Origin of the sequence: Zunongwangia profunda SM-A87, assembly GCF_000023465.1 — a bacterium.
Lineage (GTDB): Bacteria > Bacteroidota > Bacteroidia > Flavobacteriales > Flavobacteriaceae > Zunongwangia > Zunongwangia profunda.
The window spans coordinates 113,926-131,101 of record NC_014041.1; the positions used below are offsets into that span (position 1 = coordinate 113,926).

The 17,176-nt window shown below is 36.9% G+C and carries 16 protein-coding genes; 11 read left to right on the plus strand and 5 right to left on the minus strand.

The annotated features are described in order from the left end of the window. Window positions 1-192 precede the first annotated feature (192 nt). The 9 genes from hemH to ZPR_RS00615 all read left to right on the plus strand — a co-directional run bounded on the left by hemH (window position 193) and on the right by ZPR_RS00615 (window position 11,777). Window positions 193-1,227 carry a ferrochelatase gene (hemH, locus tag ZPR_RS00570; RefSeq protein ID WP_013069632.1) on the plus strand — a complete coding sequence of 345 codons (1,035 nt, stop codon included), beginning with the start codon at window positions 193-195 and terminating at the stop codon, window positions 1,225-1,227. After that, window positions 1,227-2,576, plus strand: coding sequence for an MATE family efflux transporter (locus ZPR_RS00575; protein WP_013069633.1), 1,350 nt, complete (start codon window positions 1,227-1,229; stop codon window positions 2,574-2,576). The genes hemH and ZPR_RS00575 overlap by 1 nt, the downstream gene beginning before the upstream one ends. Before the next feature lie 37 nt (window positions 2,577-2,613). Then, complete coding sequence (locus ZPR_RS00580) at window positions 2,614-3,162, plus strand: CopD family protein (RefSeq protein WP_013069634.1); 549 nt, start codon at window positions 2,614-2,616, stop codon at window positions 3,160-3,162. Between the two features lie 99 nt (window positions 3,163-3,261). Further along, complete coding sequence (locus tag ZPR_RS00585; RefSeq protein WP_013069635.1) at window positions 3,262-4,716, plus strand: sensor histidine kinase; 1,455 nt, start codon at window positions 3,262-3,264, stop codon at window positions 4,714-4,716. Window positions 4,717-4,778: 62 nt separating this feature from the next. After that, a complete protein-coding gene (locus ZPR_RS00590; protein WP_013069636.1) occupies window positions 4,779-5,561 on the plus strand; it encodes an enoyl-CoA hydratase/isomerase family protein in 783 nt (260 codons plus the stop codon). A 90-nt stretch (window positions 5,562-5,651) separates the two neighbouring features. Next, the gene (locus ZPR_RS00595) at window positions 5,652-6,728 is read left to right on the plus strand and encodes a PA0069 family radical SAM protein (RefSeq protein WP_013069637.1); all 1,077 of its coding nucleotides are present in this window, start codon (window positions 5,652-5,654) and stop codon (window positions 6,726-6,728) included. 83 nt (window positions 6,729-6,811) lie between these two features. After that, on the plus strand, window positions 6,812-8,098 hold the full coding sequence (locus ZPR_RS00600) for a hypothetical protein (protein ID WP_041578449.1): 1,287 nt from the start codon (window positions 6,812-6,814) through the stop codon (window positions 8,096-8,098). A gap of 483 nt (window positions 8,099-8,581) precedes the next feature. Next, window positions 8,582-9,373: an Fpg/Nei family DNA glycosylase gene (locus tag ZPR_RS00610; RefSeq protein ID WP_013069639.1), complete on the plus strand. Its 792-nt coding sequence runs from the start codon at window positions 8,582-8,584 to the stop codon at window positions 9,371-9,373. Window positions 9,374-9,614: 241 nt separating this feature from the next. Further along, window positions 9,615-11,777 (plus strand): S9 family peptidase, encoded by a 2,163-nt coding sequence (locus ZPR_RS00615; RefSeq protein WP_013069640.1) that lies wholly within the window; start codon window positions 9,615-9,617, stop codon window positions 11,775-11,777. 497 nt (window positions 11,778-12,274) lie between these two features. Here ZPR_RS00615 and ZPR_RS00620 read toward each other — a convergent pair whose 3' ends face one another. The 3 genes from ZPR_RS00620 to ZPR_RS00630 all read right to left on the minus strand — a co-directional run bounded on the left by ZPR_RS00620 (window position 12,275) and on the right by ZPR_RS00630 (window position 14,236). Continuing rightward, window positions 12,275-12,931 (minus strand): HD domain-containing protein, encoded by a 657-nt coding sequence (locus tag ZPR_RS00620; RefSeq protein WP_013069641.1) that lies wholly within the window; start codon window positions 12,929-12,931, stop codon window positions 12,275-12,277. Between the two features lie 3 nt (window positions 12,932-12,934). Beyond that, window positions 12,935-13,666 (minus strand): lysophospholipid acyltransferase family protein, encoded by a 732-nt coding sequence (locus ZPR_RS00625; protein ID WP_041578453.1) that lies wholly within the window; start codon window positions 13,664-13,666, stop codon window positions 12,935-12,937. Between the two features lie 159 nt (window positions 13,667-13,825). Continuing rightward, on the minus strand, window positions 13,826-14,236 hold the full coding sequence (locus ZPR_RS00630) for a BrxA/BrxB family bacilliredoxin (protein WP_013069643.1): 411 nt from the start codon (window positions 14,234-14,236) through the stop codon (window positions 13,826-13,828). Window positions 14,237-14,412: 176 nt separating this feature from the next. Here ZPR_RS00630 and ZPR_RS00635 point away from each other — a divergent pair, with 176 nt between their 5' ends. Together ZPR_RS00635 and ZPR_RS00640 are read left to right on the plus strand one after the other, a co-directional pair. Next, window positions 14,413-15,153, plus strand: a complete 741-nt coding sequence (locus ZPR_RS00635; RefSeq protein WP_041578454.1) for a TerB family tellurite resistance protein — start codon at window positions 14,413-14,415, stop codon at window positions 15,151-15,153. A 191-nt stretch (window positions 15,154-15,344) separates the two neighbouring features. Beyond that, on the plus strand, window positions 15,345-15,857 hold the full coding sequence (locus ZPR_RS00640) for a hypothetical protein (RefSeq protein ID WP_013069646.1): 513 nt from the start codon (window positions 15,345-15,347) through the stop codon (window positions 15,855-15,857). Between the two features lie 15 nt (window positions 15,858-15,872). Here ZPR_RS00640 and ZPR_RS00645 read toward each other — a convergent pair whose 3' ends face one another. Then, window positions 15,873-16,352 carry a thioredoxin family protein gene (locus tag ZPR_RS00645; RefSeq protein WP_148211638.1) on the minus strand — a complete coding sequence of 160 codons (480 nt, stop codon included), beginning with the start codon at window positions 16,350-16,352 and terminating at the stop codon, window positions 15,873-15,875. 38 nt (window positions 16,353-16,390) lie between these two features. After that, complete coding sequence (locus tag ZPR_RS00650) at window positions 16,391-17,152, minus strand: UDP-2,3-diacylglucosamine diphosphatase (protein ID WP_013069648.1); 762 nt, start codon at window positions 17,150-17,152, stop codon at window positions 16,391-16,393. Between the last annotated feature and the right edge of the window lie 24 nt (window positions 17,153-17,176).

Below are 17,176 nucleotides of genomic sequence, written 5' to 3' on the forward strand. Positions count from 1 at the left end.
CTATGGCACCTCTCTTAAAATATCAAGTATCGTTTAAAGGGCAGCGAATGAGAAAGTGCATTGAGAGTTCAACACTTTAGAACTGACTTTAGTAAGCAAAATTTTAGCTATTGTTTAATAAAAAAGTATAATACTAATTTATAGTTGAACAAATTTATAGGCTTAACTTTGTAGTTGTAAAAACAGAAAGACATGAGCAAAGGCGTACTTTTAGTAAATCTGGGATCTCCAGATAGTACAGATCCGAAAGACGTAAAAAAATATCTTGGTGAATTTTTAATGGACGGAAGGGTAATCGATTTACCGTATTTCTTCCGTGCGTTGTTGGTGAAGGGAATTATCCTAAATACCCGACCTAAAAAATCGGCCGAAGCTTATCAAAAAATTTGGTGGGAAGAAGGTTCACCATTAATTGTGCTTTCTGAACGCTTACAGGGAAAAGTAGACGAGACGACCTCGGTCCCTATCGCTCTGGCAATGCGTTACGGTACACCAAGTATCTATGATGGTTTAAAAGAACTTAAAGAACAGGGAGTTGATGAGGTTTTGCTTTTTCCATTGTATCCACAATTTGCAATGGCTACGACCGAGACCATTTTAGTATTAGCTGAAGAATTACGCCAAAAGCATTTTCCAGAGATGAAATTCACCTCGGTTCCCGCTTTTTATAATCACCCGGATTATATTCGTGTTTTAGGGAATAGTATTCAGGAACGTTTGCAAAATTTAGATTTTGAGCATTTATTATTTTCGTATCATGGAGTGCCCGAGCGGCATATCAGGAAAAGTGATATTACGAATTCACATTGTAAAATAGACGGTAGTTGTTGCCAAACGGCCTCTTCTGCTCATCAATTTTGTTACCGTCATCAATGCTATGAAACAACCAGGCTGGTGGCTGAATATCTGAATTTAAAAGAAGGAACTTATAGCGTAAGTTTTCAGTCCAGGTTAGGATTCGATCCATGGTTAAAACCATATACCGATAGAACGATAGAGCGTTTTGGAAAGCAAGGAATTAAAAAAATGGCTATTGTAACTCCTGCTTTTGTTTCCGATTGTTTAGAAACCCTGGAAGAAATTGCGATGGAAGGAGAAGAGATTTTTCATGAAGTTGGTGGTAAAGAATTTACTGTAGTTCCCTGCTTAAACGATCGTGAAGACTGGGTGAAAATGTTGTCTCGCTGGGTAGACGAGTGGGCGCATCAAAAACCTGTTGAAGCATAATGGCAAAAGTAAGCTCTGAAGCGCTTGGAAATGAATCGATAGGAAAACTTTTAATACGCCAGGCATTGCCAGCATCTGTAGGGATTCTGGTAATGTCGCTTAATATCCTTGTAGATACCATTTTTGTTGGAAACTGGATTGGTTCTACCGCAATAGCCGCAATTAATGTGGTGTTGCCTATTTCGTTTTTTATCGCCGCTTTAGGGATGAGCATCGGCATTGGGGGGTCTTCAATTATATCCCGTGCACTAGGTGCCGATAATCATAAAAAAGCACTTAAAACCTTCGGAAATCAAATCACCCTAACCCTGCTGCTATGCGTGACTTTGGTAATTTTAGGACTTGTTTTTATCAACGAGCTTATTCCGGCTTTTGGGGGAAAAGGAGATATTTTTGAGCCGGCCAAGATCTATTATCGTATTGTGTTGTACGGGGTGCCCATCCTCGCGCTTAATATGATGGGGAATAATGTGATAAGAGCTGAGGGCAAACCCACGTTTGCCATGGTCTCGATGATTATTCCATCTGTAGGAAATATTATTGGTGATTACCTTTTTATTAATGTAATGGATCTTGGAATGTACGGGGCTGCATGGGCAACCACAGGATCATATATGCTTTGCTTCCTTTACATTTTTTGGTTTTTTGTGTTCTCGGGTCATTCAGAACTCAAAATCGATTTCAGTCATTTTCGACTGGACTTACCTATTCTCCAGGAGATAGGTTCCTTAGGATTCGTAACATTGGCGCGACAGGCAGTGGTAAGTGTGATTTATTTATTAATGAATAATATTCTTTTTGATCTTGCCGGTGAAGATGGTGTCGCCGTTTACGCGATTATCGGGCGAATGTTGATGTTTGCATTGTTTCCGGTTTTAGGAATTACCCAAGGATTTTTGCCTATTGCCGGCTATAATTACGGAGCTGAAAAATATAAAAGAGTACAAAGCACTATCAATAAAGCTATTCTATATGCTTGTTTGATGGGCTGCGTTGTTTTTGGTTTGATAATGGGATTTTCTAAAGAAATTGCCATGGTTTTCACTCAAAATGAAGCGATCATTGAGCGTACACCTGGAGCCATGCGCTGGGTTTTTGCCGCAACACCAATAGTTGCTTTACAGCTTATTGGAGCTGCCTATTTTCAGGCGATAGGAAAAGCTGTTCCGGCTTTGTTATTAACACTCTCCAGACAGGGATTTTTCTTTATTCCGCTAATATTAATTTTACCAAATTATTACGGAGAGATCGGAGTTTGGATAAGTTTTCCAATTGCCGATGTGCTTTCAACAATGGTAACGGGATATTTCTTAAATCGCGAAATCAGGAAGAATTTGAAACAGGATTAAGAGAAATCCTTTTAATTTGCATTCTAAATAACACACTTTGGAATATTATAATTACATAAAATCCCTTCATCTTATTTTTGTGATCACCTGGTTTGCCGGGCTTTTTTATATTCCGCGTTTATTTGTGTATCAAATTGAGGCCTTCGATAAACCAGAACCAGATAAGTCGATTTTAGGTAATCAACTCAAACTTATGGCTAAGCGTCTATGGTTTATTATCACCTGGCCCTCTGCTATTTTAGCGACCTTATTCGCCATAATTTTATTAATCATGCAGCCCGTTTGGTTACAACAGGGATGGATGCATGTAAAGTTAGGTTTTGTGATCCTTTTAATTGCCTATCATTTAAAAACACATCATATTTTTAAACAATTACAGGTAGATAAGGTAAAATATACTTCAGGTCAAATGCGTCTTTGGAATGAAGGCTCTACCTTGATCCTTTTTTCGGTTATATTCCTGGTTATTGTTAGAAATGCGCTGGATTGGATCTATGGAGTGATTGGGATTTTTGCCCTCGGAATTCTCCTAATGCTTGGGATCAAACTGTATAAAAAGATACGTGCTAGAAATCCCGATGCGTGATTGGTGTGATAATTGATTCTTTTCCGGAAAATGTCTGAGTCTAAAATCATCGACTATTTATCCCAATGATTTTGATTAATTTGCGGTAATTAGCAATTTATGAAGCTTTTAAAATTATCCTTAAGAACGCGTATTTTTATTTCCATGATCCTTTTGGTATTGGGAGCTTCTATCTTGATCGCAGGGGTTACCATCTATCAATATAAACAAGAAGCAGAAGCTTATCATCGTGAGCGCCTGGAGCGTAAAGAACAAGCTATTAGGGAAAATATAAACTTTGTACTTGCCAGTACGACCTATATGGTGAATACCGAGAATATACCTTCTATTTTTAAACAAAACCAGAAGATTTATGAAATGTCTCAGGTACACGAGATGCAAATCAATATCTATGATCTGGAAGGAAAATTATTAATAAGTTCTAAAGAGAATTTTTTTAAAGATACCACAGACTATCAAATCGATAAGCCCATTTTAGCCAAATTGGATGCCTCTTCTAACCGAAGATATTTAATGAAGGGCGAAACCAACGGCGAGAAATTTCAGTCATCATATACCTATATTACCGATCAGCGCTTCAAACCTTTGGCGATCTTATATTTACCCTATCTTCAGGATGATAGTGTACTAAACCGTGACCTTAATGACTTTTTGATGCGCCTGGGAGAAGTTTATCTTTTTATGCTGGCGCTGGCGATAATTTTATCTTATTTCCTTTCAAAATATATTACCAAGTCTCTTAAGATTATTTCAGAAAAAATTAATCAAACCCGGTTGGATAAACGAAACCAGAAGATTGAGCTTAGCAATGCTTCTGAAGAAATTTATGCACTTATTTCGGCTTATAATTCGATGATCGATGAGTTAGAAGAAAGCGCGGTAAAACTAGCGACCGGTGAGCGAGAACAAGCCTGGCGAGAAATGGCAAAACAGGTTGCGCACGAAATTAAAAATCCGCTTACGCCAATGCGTTTAAGTGTCCAAAGTTTTGAGCGCAGGTTTGATAGAAATGATCCAGAAATTGAGCATAAAGTCAACGAATTTTGTGATACTTTAATTAATCAGATCGATACGATGAGCTCGATTGCCTCGGCGTTTTCAAACTTTGCTAAAATGCCAGCGCAGCAAAATGAAACCTTAAATGTGCCTAAAATCACCAAATTGGCACTCGATATTTTCAACGAAAATTACATCATTTTCAATTCAGAAAAAGAGGAAATTTTAGCCAAGTTCGATCGTACACAGCTTATACGAGTAGTGACCAATCTGGTAAAAAATGCCATTCAGGCTATGGACAACACAAAAGATCCAAAAATTGTGGTGAGTATTGATGAAGAGCCCGATAATGTGTGTATTAGTATTTGTGATAACGGGCATGGAATTTCAGCAGAAAACAGAGAAAAGATTTTTGAGCCTAAGTTTACTACAAAGAATAGCGGAATGGGATTAGGTCTTGCAATGGTTAAAAATATTGTAGAAACTTATAAAGGAAGTATAAATTTTACCTCAAAACCCGGCAAAGGCACTATCTTTAAAGTCCGTTTTCCTAAGTAACGATCACCAGGTTTTTGGGAAGACTGCAGTAAATATGCTAACTTTAATAAAAAACCAACACGATGAGTTATCAAAATATTTTAGTTGAAGAAGAAAACGAAATTCTTTACATTACCATAGATCGTCCTTCTAAGCTTAATGCTTTAAATAGAGATACGATACAGGAGCTTCATGAAGCTTTTTCTGAAGCAAAAGATGATAATGAGGTAAAAGTTATTATCCTTACTGGAAGTGGAGAAAAGGCCTTTGTTGCCGGTGCAGATATTAGTGAGTTTGCTGATTTTTCTCCGGAAGAAGGAAAGCAACTGGCTGCTGAAGGACATGCCAAATTGTTTGATTTCGTGGCTAATTTCCCAAAACCGGTAATTGCCGCCGTAAATGGGTTTGCTTTAGGTGGCGGACTAGAACTGGCAATGGCGGCACATTTTAGAGTTGCTTCTGAAAATGCTAAAATGGGATTGCCAGAAGTTTCTTTAGGAGTGATTCCCGGTTATGGCGGCACACAACGTTTATCCCAAATTGTTGGAAAGGGTCGTGCTATGGAAATGATTATGACAGCCGGAATGATAGATGCCAATCAGGCTTTGCAATATAATTTAGTAAACCACGTAACTACTCAGGAAGAACTTTTAGAATTTACGGAAAAATTAGCCGGTAAGATTCTTAACAATTCACTAGTGGCTATTGAGGGGGCGATTAAAGCCATTAATGCCAGCTACGAAAAAGGAGTAAACGGATTTGAAGTTGAAATGAATGAATTTGGAAAAGCTTTTGGAACTGAAGATTTTAAAGAAGGAACTTCTGCTTTTTTAAATAAACGAAAAGCAGAATTTCCCGGGAAGTGATACTTGATCCCTGTGAAAATGCAGGGATTTTTTATTTAAAATAAAGTGGAAAATTTCCTTATAACTGGATTAATTCCATAATTTTGTGAAATGTCCAAATCACAAGAATATATAAAAGGCAGAGGAGCACAGAGCAATGTGGCTAATCGATTTGATGCAAATACTCACGAGTTTCGAGATGATTTTTTAAATTACTGTGCTGCTGAAGGTGATGATTTTCAGGAAAGCAAAACCGTGACGATCGATACCTTTCCTAAAACGATTGTGAATAAAGTAGAAAGTCCAGATGTGGGTATGGCGTATTCTCTAAATCCATATCAGGGCTGTGAACACGGATGTATTTATTGCTATGCGCGGAATTCTCATGAATATTGGGGATTTAGCCCTGGACTGGATTTTGAGCAGAAAATTCTGGTGAAAAGAAATGCGGTAGAATTACTGGAAAAGAAACTCCGAAGCAAAAAATGGCAGGCTAGACCTATTGTTATGTCTGGCAATACCGATTGTTATCAACCGGTAGAAAAGCAATTGGAGATTACGCGAAAATTGCTCCAAACCTTTTTAAAATATCGGCATCCGGTGGGAATCATTACCAAAAATGCTTTAGTGCTGCGTGATCTTGATATTTTAGAAGAGCTGCATAACGATCGCTTAGTTCATGTAAATATTTCGATCACCAGTTTACAGGAAGAAACACGCCGAATTTTAGAACCTCGAACCGCAAGTATCAAAAAGCGATTGGAAACTGTCGAAAAACTCTCGGCAAAAGGAATTCCGGTAAATGTAATGATGGCGCCTATAATTCCGTCGGTAAACAGTCATGAAATTATGCCTTTGGTAAAAGAAATTGCCAATCGGGGAGCGCTGAGTGTTGGCTATACGATTGTACGATTAAACGGTGCGATTGGTGGAATTTTTACCGATTGGATAAAGAAAACAATGCCGAATAGGGCAGATAAGGTACTGCATCAAATTGAAAATATTCACGGCGGAAGTTTAAATGACAGCCGGTTCGGAACACGAATGAAGGGTGAAGGTGAATTTGCCGATCAGGTAAAACAACAGTTTAAAATTGCCAGAAATTTATATTTAAAAGATCGCCAACGCAGGGTAGTAAATTGCAATTTACATGAAGAATATAAAGATGGACAGATGAAACTATTTTGATAATAGCTTGAAAATAATTTAATTAGGGTTTCGTTCTGTAAATATTAGTTTTTTAAACAGGCATAATTCATCAATCAAAAATTATGAAACTCACGTCGATTAGCGAAGGATTACTTAGATACGTAATTCTTTTTTTCTTTATTTATTCGGTCATCTATATTTTCCCTTTTCCTCTAAATGGTTTCGTTCATATATATTTTTTCGAAGAATTTTTCAATCAAAATACATGGCATATTATAGTACCGTGGTTCTCAGATAATGTTTTGAATAATACAGATCCGGTTTATATACGACCTACCGGAAGCGGTGATACCTTATTCGATTTTGTTAGATGCTTACTGGTGGGTATCTTTAGTTTAGCACTTGCTACGCTTATTTTCCTTATTTTTCGTAGTAAATTAAATTATAGGAAACTCGTTTACATTGGCGGACAATACGTTCGATATTACCTGATTTTTGTGCTTCTTACTTATGGGACCATCAAGATTTTTAAACTACAGTTTGGAGAACCCTATTTAATAAGATTAGTAACACCTTTGGGAGAAATGTCGCCTATGGGGTTAGCCTGGAACTACATGGGATTTTCCAAAACTTACACGGTTTTTGCAGGATGGTCTGAGACTATTGCTGCTATTTTACTTATGTTTAAGCGAACCAGGACTCTTGGAGCTGTGGTAGGTTTTGGGGTAATGCTTAATGTTTTTATGATGAATATCTCTTATGATATTCCCGTAAAATTATTTTCCCTGCATTTGTGTGTTTTTTCAGCCTTTTTGATTTTGATAGACGGCAGGCGAATGCTTAATGTTTTTGTACTTAATCGTGATGTTTCTAAGTATAAATTTGTAAGCCCGTTTTCTAAAAAGTGGAAGAACTATACGCTTCAAATTGTGAAGTTCCTGGTATTAATTCTTATTGTTTATTTAAATCTTATTAATGCGATGAGGAGTCAATATCTATATGGAGATCTTGGCCCGAAGCATAAGTTATATGGAATTTATGAGTTGAACGAATTTGCGCTGAATCATACGAAAAGACCTGCTTTGCTAAACGATAGTGTTCGATTTAGACGCCTTATTTTTGATAGTCCAAATAGAGTGTATATTCAGAAAATGAATAATGAAGGGATTTATTATCAGACGGAAACCGATACGATAGCTCAAAAGATTTATTTAAAAGAACAGGACTCCACCAAAGTAGGGGTTCTACATTATAAAAATGAAGCTGAATCTGATGCTGATGTTTTTGAGTTTGAAGGTATTTTTAAAAATGATAGTGTTTATTTTAAAACTGAACGGAAAGGACGTGAAGATTTCTTACTGAACAATAGAGGATTTCATTGGATTTCAGAATATCCTTTTAATCGATAATGCCTTTAGCTTTTCTAAATTTTAGCAGGAATTTAGCGAATTCTGGGGTTAAGATTTTTAATTTTAGAGACAAGAGACAAGAGACAAGAGACAAGAGACAAGAGACAAGAGACAAGAGACAAGAGACAAGCCTTATTCTGAATTTTAAACTTTCAATTTTGAATGAGTTTTGGGCCTATCGGAAATTGATCGTAAAATTAGAAGTGAAAGAAGCGTTCAAATTTTAGGCTGTTTGAGCGGATCGAGTTTCTAAAATTTAGCTTCAGAACGAAGAATTTAGATCAACTTTCGTAAGCCTAAACTTTTTTGTTTCTTTTACTGCGTCCGACGACCACAGGGAGAGGAATGCATATGAAAAAAGAAAAGATTAGAATCAATGAGCTAAAAAGCTAATAGCTAAAACTATCGACTAAAGACTATTGAATTCTAAAAAATGCCGAGCTTAATCGGGGCTAAAAACCTTAAATCTTAAACTAAAGCACAATGCCAGAATTACCAGAAGTTGCTTACCAGAAAAAATACGCTGATGCTACCATTTTGCATAAAAAGATTGTTGAGATTGAAACCGGTGATAAAAAGATCTACCAGTCGGCTAAAGCCGATTTTGAAAAGATCCTCACAGACAATGCATTTGAATCCACGTCGCGAATAGGCAAATATTTATTTCTGAAATTAAAGAAAAACGGAGTGCTGGTAATGCATTTTGGAATGACGGGGAAACTTGATTATTATCAACACGATGATACTCCAAAATATACTCAATTAAAATTAATTTTTGAAGATCACTCCAAACTGGCCTTTACTTGTCCGCGTAAATTTGCTAAGCTCTATCTGGCAAAAAGCGTTGAAGAATTTCAACAATCTCACAATCTTGGAGCAGATGCCCTGGCTATAACCGAAAAGGAATTTCTAAAGATTTGTGATGGGAGAAGCGGAACGATAAAAGGCTTGTTGATGAATCAAAGTTTAATTGCCGGTATCGGGAATATGTATGCAGATGAGGTATTGTTCCAAACTAAAATTCATCCAAAAACAAAGGTAAATACCCTAAGCCAAAAACAGCTAAAATCAATTTTTGATAAAATTGAGGAGGTTTTAAAAGTAGTAAAAGAAGCCAGGATCGAAGGAAAGCGCGTGCCTGAATCTTATCTTACCCGGATACGAAAAGAAGGCGAAGGCGCAGATTGCCCCAGAAATAATGGTAAAATAGAACAAACTAAAGTCTCTGGGAGGACCACTTATTTTTGCCCTGTTTGCCAGAAGGAAATTCAATAAACTACCTAAGGGCGAACGCATCAGCATTTAAGCTTGATGATTGATTAAATAAAAAATCATTGCTTAAAAATAACTTTGAATGTAACAAATCCTGGTTTAAGTTACCAATAGTTTGAATCCACTTTATCTAAATCAGGAATAAGAAAGCATTAATTACAATCTTATTTTTATTCGTTAATATGCTTTCATACAAGCACAAAAACCAGATTTCTCTTTTAGCGGAGAACTCGAGGTGCAGGGCATGCAACTTGAACTTATTTTTAATATTACCCCAAGTGAGGATGGCTATACAGCCACCTTAGATGTTCCCGCCCAGGGTGCTTCGGGAATCGAATTAGATTCGGTAATTTTGCAGGATGATACGGTGACGATCAGGTCTGCAAAGATGCAAATGACTTATACCGGTAAAATAACCGGTGATAGCATCGAAGGAACTTATAAACAAAGGGTACAGGAGTATCCTTTAAAATTAAACAAAACTGTGAAGAAAAAACCAGGAAATACCGCATTGCCATCAAGTGAAGAAGAACTTAAGAAGCTTGCCGCCAAGGAAACCGGAGGCTATAATTATTCCGTAGAAGACTACTTTAGAACTCCGCAAACTTTTGCTTTTCAGTTATCGCCAAATGGTGACCATATCGCATACATGAAACGTCGGGACTCTGGCGAGCGCGATTTGTATTTAATGGATACTGAAACCAAAAAAGAAAGCCTGTTGAAGAAACAGGAACAGGATTTAATCCGCGGATTTTCCTGGGCTAATGATGAGCGTATTCTATATCTTCAGGATAAAGGTGGAGATGAAAATTACCATGTTTACGGAGTAGATATTAATGGCGCAAATGATAAAGAGCTCACTCCTTTTGAAGGTGTGCGTGTGAATATTATAGAATCGCTAAAAGAAGATAAGGAACATATAATTATCCAAATGAATAAGGATAATCCACAGCAGGAAGAGCCTTATCGACTTAATATCAACTCAGGAGAGATTACCAAATTATATACAGTTAAAGAAGGCGAACCGCCGGTGGCGGGTTATGATTTTGATCGCGAAGGAAATTTAAGAGCGATAAGCAGAATTGTAGATGGTGTAAATACTGAACTCCTATATAAAATCGATGGAGAATTTAAATTGGTAAAGTTGACCGAATTTGGAGATGAATTTGGTATTTCTTCTTTCAATCCGGGGAGTGCTAATCCAGATGATGCCTATGTGATATCTAATCTTGAAGGAGATAAGATAGAAATTCAGCTTTACGATTTAAAGAAAAATAAGAAGATAAACACAGTTTTTAGTAATGATACCTATGATGTATCGGGTATGGCGCTTTCTAAAAAGCGTAACTATGAGATCGATTATTTTTCTTATACCGGTGAGAAAACACAAATTATTCCTGTTAGCGATACTTATAAAAAAATCTATAATAGGTTAAAGCAGGAATTTGGAGATAAACAGTTTTTTACCGTAGGTAGAACAGATGACGAATCCAAATATATGATTGCGGTAACCAGCGATAAAATTGTAGGAGAGTACTACCTATATGATGTAGAAGCTGATGAGGTAAGTTTACTCTATAAATTATTACCGCATCTAAAAGAAGAAGATATGGCGAGTATGAAGCCTATCACTTTTAAAAGTCGGGATGGATTAACGCTACACGGTTATATTACTTTGCCGCATAACTATCAGGAAGGAATGCAAGTGCCATTAGTGGTAAATCCTCATGGCGGGCCACAGGGAATCCGTGATAGCTGGGGCTTTAATCCAGAAGCGCAATTATTCGCCAGCCGTGGCTATGCAACCTTACATGTAAACTTTAGAATTTCTGGAGGCTATGGAAAAGAATTTTTAAAGGCAGGCTTTGGAGAAATTGGTCGTAAAGCAATGGACGATGTGGAAGATGGCGTAGATTATGTAATCGAACAAGGTTGGGTAGATAAAGATCGCATAGCGATATATGGCGGCAGTCATGGTGGTTATGCCGTATTACGCGGAATGACAAAAACACCGGAGAAATATGCCTGCGGAGTAGATTATGTAGGTGTGAGTAACCTAAATACTTTTATGGAAACTATCCCGCCATACTGGGAAAAGTATCGGGAGTTATTATATAAGATATGGTATAATCCGGGTATTCCGGAAGAGAAAAAGATTATGGACGAGATTTCGCCCGCCTTACATGTCGATGAAATCAAAAATCCGTTGTTTGTGGTTCAGGGGGCTAATGATCCTAGAGTGAATATTAACGAAGCCGATCAAATCGTAGAGACCCTTAGATCTAAAGGAGTAGAAGTGCCTTATATGGTGAAATACGATGAGGGTCACGGTTTTGCTAAAGAAGAAAATCGATTAGATCTTTATAAAGCGATGATGGGTTTTTTTGCGGAACACTTGAAGAATTAGAATTGATCAATTTGATAATTTGCTAATTTGAAGATGTGGCGATGGGGATTAAGAATTTAGATCGCTGCGCTGCTAGAATATAGGTCAGATAAAAGAGATTTCGCAAATCAAGAGCCAGGAAGCTATTTTAAAAATTTTGAATTTTAAATGCTGAATGTTGAATTTTTTTTAAGCTGACTGTTTAGAGTTTTGTACAGGTTATTGTTAATGGTCAATGTAGATTGACTGCTATCATCCTGGGCACTTCGATACGATTTTTGAAATCACTCAGTTACCTAAATGCTAATGAGGGCCGAGTGATTTTTTCAAAAGCAAGATTAATTGAATCTATGATTTGAAGTGCTTTATACGGTGATAATCTAGAATATAGAGAAGAGAAAATAGACGAGATATTCAAGAATCAAGAGCCAGGAAGCAGGACAAGAAGTTGAATTTTAAATGTTGAATTTTGAATTATTCTGAAAGCTGATGCCTTTTTCCGTTTACTGTAAAATAATTCAAGCTTCCCCATTCCATTCTGCGTAAAACTGATCTAAAAAGCTTTCCATATATTGATGGCGTTTTTGTGCAATTTCAGTACCAGTTTTGGTGTTCATTCGATCTTTAAGCAATAACAACTTTTCGTAGAAATGATTGATCGTTGGAGTATTAGAGGCTTTATATTCTTCTTTTGTCATATTTAATTTTGGCGCTATTTCAGGGTCATAAAGCGGTCTTCCCTTAAAGCCACCATAATTAAAGGTTCTTGCGATCCCGATGGCACCAAGGGCATCTAAACGATCGGCATCCTGAACGATATCTAATTCGGTCGAATGAAATTGTTGCTCTACATTTCCGCCTTTAAAAGAGATATTCTGAATAATTTTTACCACATGCTCGATAACATCTGCATTTACCTGCTGAGATTGTAGAAATTCGGTAGCTACTTTTGGCCCAACCGTCTCATCTCCATTATGAAATTTAGAATCGGCAATATCATGAAGTAATGCGCCAAGCTGAATGATAAAATCATTGGCCTCTTCTGTCTTAGCGATAAGTTTAGCATTATTTAAAACACGTTCTATATGAAACCAGTCATGCCCACCTTCAGCGTTTTTAAGTGTATCTTTTACAAACTGAATGGTGTTTTCAATAATCAAATCTTTGTTAGTCATAGTTTATCGAATATCAGCAATTATTGTACGCTCTACCAGGGCTACCAGGCTTTCCGGATCGGTAGAATCGATTTCAATAGGTTTATGAACTTTCATTCGTAATTTTACCCCTATTGTTAAAGGGAAACTTCCATCCTTTAAAAGTTGCCAGCAGTTATTAATGGTTATTGGTACCACCAGCGCATGTGGCATCTGCTTAAAAAGCATCTGCATTCCACTGGCCGCAAATTTTTTAGGTTGGCCATCTCGACTTCTTGTACCCTCAGGAAAGATTACGGCAGAGCGATTGGTCTCTTTTAAATATTTGGCAAATTTTGCCATTTTTAATAAACTTTCTCTACGGTTTTTACGATCGATTAAAACCGATCCACCATGTCTTAAATTAAAAGAAATACTGGGAATCCCTTTGCCCAGTTCTTTTTTACTAACAAATTTGGGATGGTGTTTTCTTAAATACCAGATAATGGGTGGGATATCGTAAACGCCCTGATGGTTAGCAACAAATATACATGGACGCTCTACCGGGATATTATGTTTGTTTTCAACCACAAATCGTGTTCCTAATATGTTAAGGCAGCGCAGCAAGAAAAAATTAAAAATATCTACACTTTTTTTATGTGCAGAATAACCTCCCAATTTTAATGATATCCATTGGACTGGATGAAATATTAGTAAGGTAAGAAAGAAAAAAAAGTAAAAAATTACCGTTAATGGATATGATAGTATTTTCTTCATTATGCAGTTTAAAACTACAAAAATAAGTTTTTAAAGGAAATAGCCACAGATTTCTTATACGATCATTCCATGTCATTCTGGACAATATGGGAAAACAATGGTGATAAAAAAACCGACAAGCAATTTGTCGGTTTTTGATATTTTAAATGTGAATGCTGCTTAGCAGAATTCGTCGTAAGCACCGGTAAGGTTCTCTGCAATCATTTCAGCAGGACGTCCTTCAATATGGTGGCGCTCTAACATGTGTACCAGCTCACCATCTTTAAATAAGGCCATAGAAGGCGACGAAGGAGGGAACGGTACCATAAAACCACGAGCAACATCAGTAGCTTCACGATCTACACCGGCAAAAACGGTATATAAGTTATCTGGAGTTTTTGCATTTTGTAAAGACATTCTGGCACCAGGACGAGCATTTGCTGCAGCACATCCGCAAACCGAATTTACTACAACTAACGTAGTTCCTTCTTTTTTCATTGCCGCTTCTACATCTTCTACGGTATGTAATTCTTCAAAACCTATGCTAGTAAGATCTTCTCGCATTGGCTTTACTAAATCTGCTGGATACATATATTGTAATTTATTATTAGACTTTATTAGTTTACAAAGATATTAAATTAAGTTCAGCTTCATGAAAGTCAGCCGTTAAACCTAATTTCTTATAAAGTTGTCGTGCGTAAATCGCTGCCCTTACAATAAAAGCGGTTAGTTTTGTAAATGTTATCTTTGCTAAAAAATTTCGATCTATGATAAAGTGGCTTTTAGCTGTTTTAGGTTTTATGTACATGCGATATCCCGGGGCCATTATTGGTTTTATCATTGGGACACTTTTAGATAATTGGAATCGCAGCAGTGGTGGCTTTTTACAGTCGATGATGGCAGGGAAGCAGGCGTCGTCGGTAAGTCCGGGTGATTTTGAACTCAATTTATTGTCACTTTGCGCCCTGGTTATTAAAGCAGATGGTAAAGTTTCGCAAACCGAACTGGATTATGTGCGTTCCTATTTTGTTCGTGCTTACGGGAAAGAACGGGCCAATGCTACGTTTAGAACTTTTAATGATGTCATAAAAAACCGCGAATTATCGGCCTCCCGAATTTCACAATATTTGGCCAGCCGTACTCAGTATCCCACCCGATTGCAAATTACGCACTTTTTATTTGGGATTGCCCAGGCCGATGGCTCGGTAAGTACCTCAGAGGCTAATATGATCCAGCAAATCGCCAGTTATCTTAAGATTGGTGCTAAGGATTTTGAAAGTATTAAGGCCATGTTTCTTAAGCAAACGCCAGAGAGTGCTTATAAAATACTGGAGATTGATAAATCAGCCTCAGATGCCGATGTGAAAAAAGCCTATCGTAAAATGGTAAAGAAATACCACCCCGATAAGTTAGAACACATGGATGAGGCTTATAAAAAAGGGGCTCGTGAGAAATTTGATAAAGTACAGGAAGCCTACGAAACCATCCAGAAAGAACGTGGCTTCTAAGGCTCATCGAGCCATTTTTAATTGATGTAGTAAATGTTGGTTAATAGACGTTGCCTGCGCCGGGCTTTACGCTACAATCTTATGCTCGTTCCTCACAAAAGGATTTTCACTGCAATCCCTAACGCAAATTATTTTTGGATGGTTACGCAACTATTTAGTTGTTTAGGTATCTATTTATAAAACAGGGATTTATGAGAGCTACTTTACGATTTTTATTTTTACTGGTGTTTTTGGTAGGTTGTGCAGGTGATGATGAGGAGGAAATTGAATGTTCTTTGGAAAAAAATGCGCTTTTAGACTCTTATTATTCTCCACAATTTTTAATAAGACTGGTAGATGCTTCGGGGGAAAATCTTCTTGAAAACGGAAGTATTGATCCAGAGATTATTACGATACAATCAGCTTCGGGGAATTCTGATTTTGTTTATATACCCGAAATTGAAAATACAGCAACTAATACTATAGCTAGTGAAATTCAATATTCTTTGGGAGTATTTATGGCAGGCGGTAAGGAAACTTATAAATATCAAATAAGTGTAGAGGGATTTGAAACGACCGATTTGGTGATTCGGGCAGAACAAATTGAAGAACCTTGTTATTCTTATATTATTCCGATAAGTGCATCGATAAATGGGGAAGTTCTAGCGCAGATAGAGGTTTCTGAAACTGAGCTGCTTGTTATTCTGCCTTTAGTAGCGCAATAATGATATGCACTTAGCTTAGTGGATGCTTATCAACTCCATCATTTTTTTAGTCGTTAAATATTCAAATTCGCGGTTTTTAACCCTAAATTTTTCGTCTAAAATTAGGATCACTGGTAAGCTAAATTCAAAGTTTTCTCGACTAGCTAATAGAAGTGGAATCTGATGAATGCCATTTCGCATGCTTTCGGCTTGTTGATTATAGAATTTCTGGCCCTCAAAATTAATTGTATCAGTACTTTCGGCATTCATTTTAACCGCGTAGAAATCAGAGTTTAATTTTTCAATAATTTCAGCATTTTTAAATGCATTTTGCTCCATCTTTTTGCAGTACACACACCAATCGGCGTAGAAATAGATAAAAGTTTTTTTCGGTTTTCTGGCTAAAGAATCTTCTAATTGCTCAAAATTCAACCAGTTTATAGTATTGACTTTCTGGCTATAGCTGAGTATGGGCAAGGCTAAGAAAAGGATGAATATTTGAAGATTTTTAATCATTTTTTTAGCCATTACTATTTACTGTAAACTGTAACTTTCTATTTATCCTTCAGCTTTTTTAACTGCAAATCATTTCCGTCGAATTCGGCATAGGTATAATGTGTAATCCAGTCGCCGGTATTGATATATTTAGAATCTTCTTTCAGCTTAATTTCCATAGGTAAATGGCGGTGACCAAAAAGAAAATAATCATAATGTTTAGTTTCCAGTTTACGCCTACAATACTGGATTAACCATTCGTTATCTTCACCTAAGAATTCAGCATCTTCATCTCCTGAGATGAGCTTATTTTTTACTGAAAAATATTGGGCTAACGGAATGCCAATATCAGGATGCAGCCAACGATACAACCATTTTGCAAAGGGATTGGTAAATACCTTTTTCATCCGCTTATAGCCATAATCTCCCGGACCAAGTCCGTCCCCATGACCTATTAAAAAATTCTTTCCGTTAAATTCAAATTCCTGTGCTTTGCGATAGGTGGGGATATTTAGTTCTTCTTCAAAATAATTTTCCATCCATAGGTCGTGATTTCCGATGAAAAAATAGATGGGAATACCACTGTCTTTTAGTTCGGCCAGTTTTCCTAAAACTCTAACAAAGCCTTTAGGCACAGCATGTTTATATTCAAACCAAAAATCAAAAAGATCACCTAGCAAAAAAATAGCAGCGGCATCTTCTTTAATTTCATCCAACCATTTAACGAATATCGCCTCTCTGGGTTTACTGGCTTCTTTGGTGGGAGCACCTAAGTGATTATCACTACTAAAATATACTTTTTTTCCTTCGGGAATGATCATTGCTCGTTACTTAACTTTTACAAA

Excerpts from the sequence above, each read along its gene's own strand:
- hemH (WP_013069632.1), top strand. The coding sequence starts at position 193 with ATGAGCAAAGGCGTACTTTTAGTAAATCTGGGATCTCCAGATAGTACA.
- ZPR_RS00575 (WP_013069633.1), top strand. The coding sequence starts at position 1,227 with ATGGCAAAAGTAAGCTCTGAAGCGCTTGGAAATGAATCGATAGGAAAA.
- ZPR_RS00585 (WP_013069635.1), top strand. The coding sequence starts at position 3,262 with ATGAAGCTTTTAAAATTATCCTTAAGAACGCGTATTTTTATTTCCATG.
- ZPR_RS00590 (WP_013069636.1), top strand. The coding sequence starts at position 4,779 with ATGAGTTATCAAAATATTTTAGTTGAAGAAGAAAACGAAATTCTTTAC.
- ZPR_RS00595 (WP_013069637.1), top strand. The coding sequence starts at position 5,652 with ATGTCCAAATCACAAGAATATATAAAAGGCAGAGGAGCACAGAGCAAT.
- ZPR_RS00600 (WP_041578449.1), top strand. The coding sequence starts at position 6,812 with ATGAAACTCACGTCGATTAGCGAAGGATTACTTAGATACGTAATTCTT.
- ZPR_RS00610 (WP_013069639.1), top strand. The coding sequence starts at position 8,582 with ATGCCAGAATTACCAGAAGTTGCTTACCAGAAAAAATACGCTGATGCT.
- ZPR_RS00615 (WP_013069640.1), top strand. The coding sequence starts at position 9,615 with ATGCAACTTGAACTTATTTTTAATATTACCCCAAGTGAGGATGGCTAT.
- ZPR_RS00620 (WP_013069641.1), bottom strand. The coding sequence starts at position 12,931 with ATGACTAACAAAGATTTGATTATTGAAAACACCATTCAGTTTGTAAAA.
- ZPR_RS00625 (WP_041578453.1), bottom strand. The coding sequence starts at position 13,666 with ATGAAGAAAATACTATCATATCCATTAACGGTAATTTTTTACTTTTTT.
- ZPR_RS00630 (WP_013069643.1), bottom strand. The coding sequence starts at position 14,236 with ATGTATCCAGCAGATTTAGTAAAGCCAATGCGAGAAGATCTTACTAGC.
- ZPR_RS00635 (WP_041578454.1), top strand. The coding sequence starts at position 14,413 with ATGATAAAGTGGCTTTTAGCTGTTTTAGGTTTTATGTACATGCGATAT.
- ZPR_RS00640 (WP_013069646.1), top strand. The coding sequence starts at position 15,345 with ATGAGAGCTACTTTACGATTTTTATTTTTACTGGTGTTTTTGGTAGGT.
- ZPR_RS00645 (WP_148211638.1), bottom strand. The coding sequence starts at position 16,352 with ATGATTAAAAATCTTCAAATATTCATCCTTTTCTTAGCCTTGCCCATA.
- ZPR_RS00650 (WP_013069648.1), bottom strand. The coding sequence starts at position 17,152 with ATGATCATTCCCGAAGGAAAAAAAGTATATTTTAGTAGTGATAATCAC.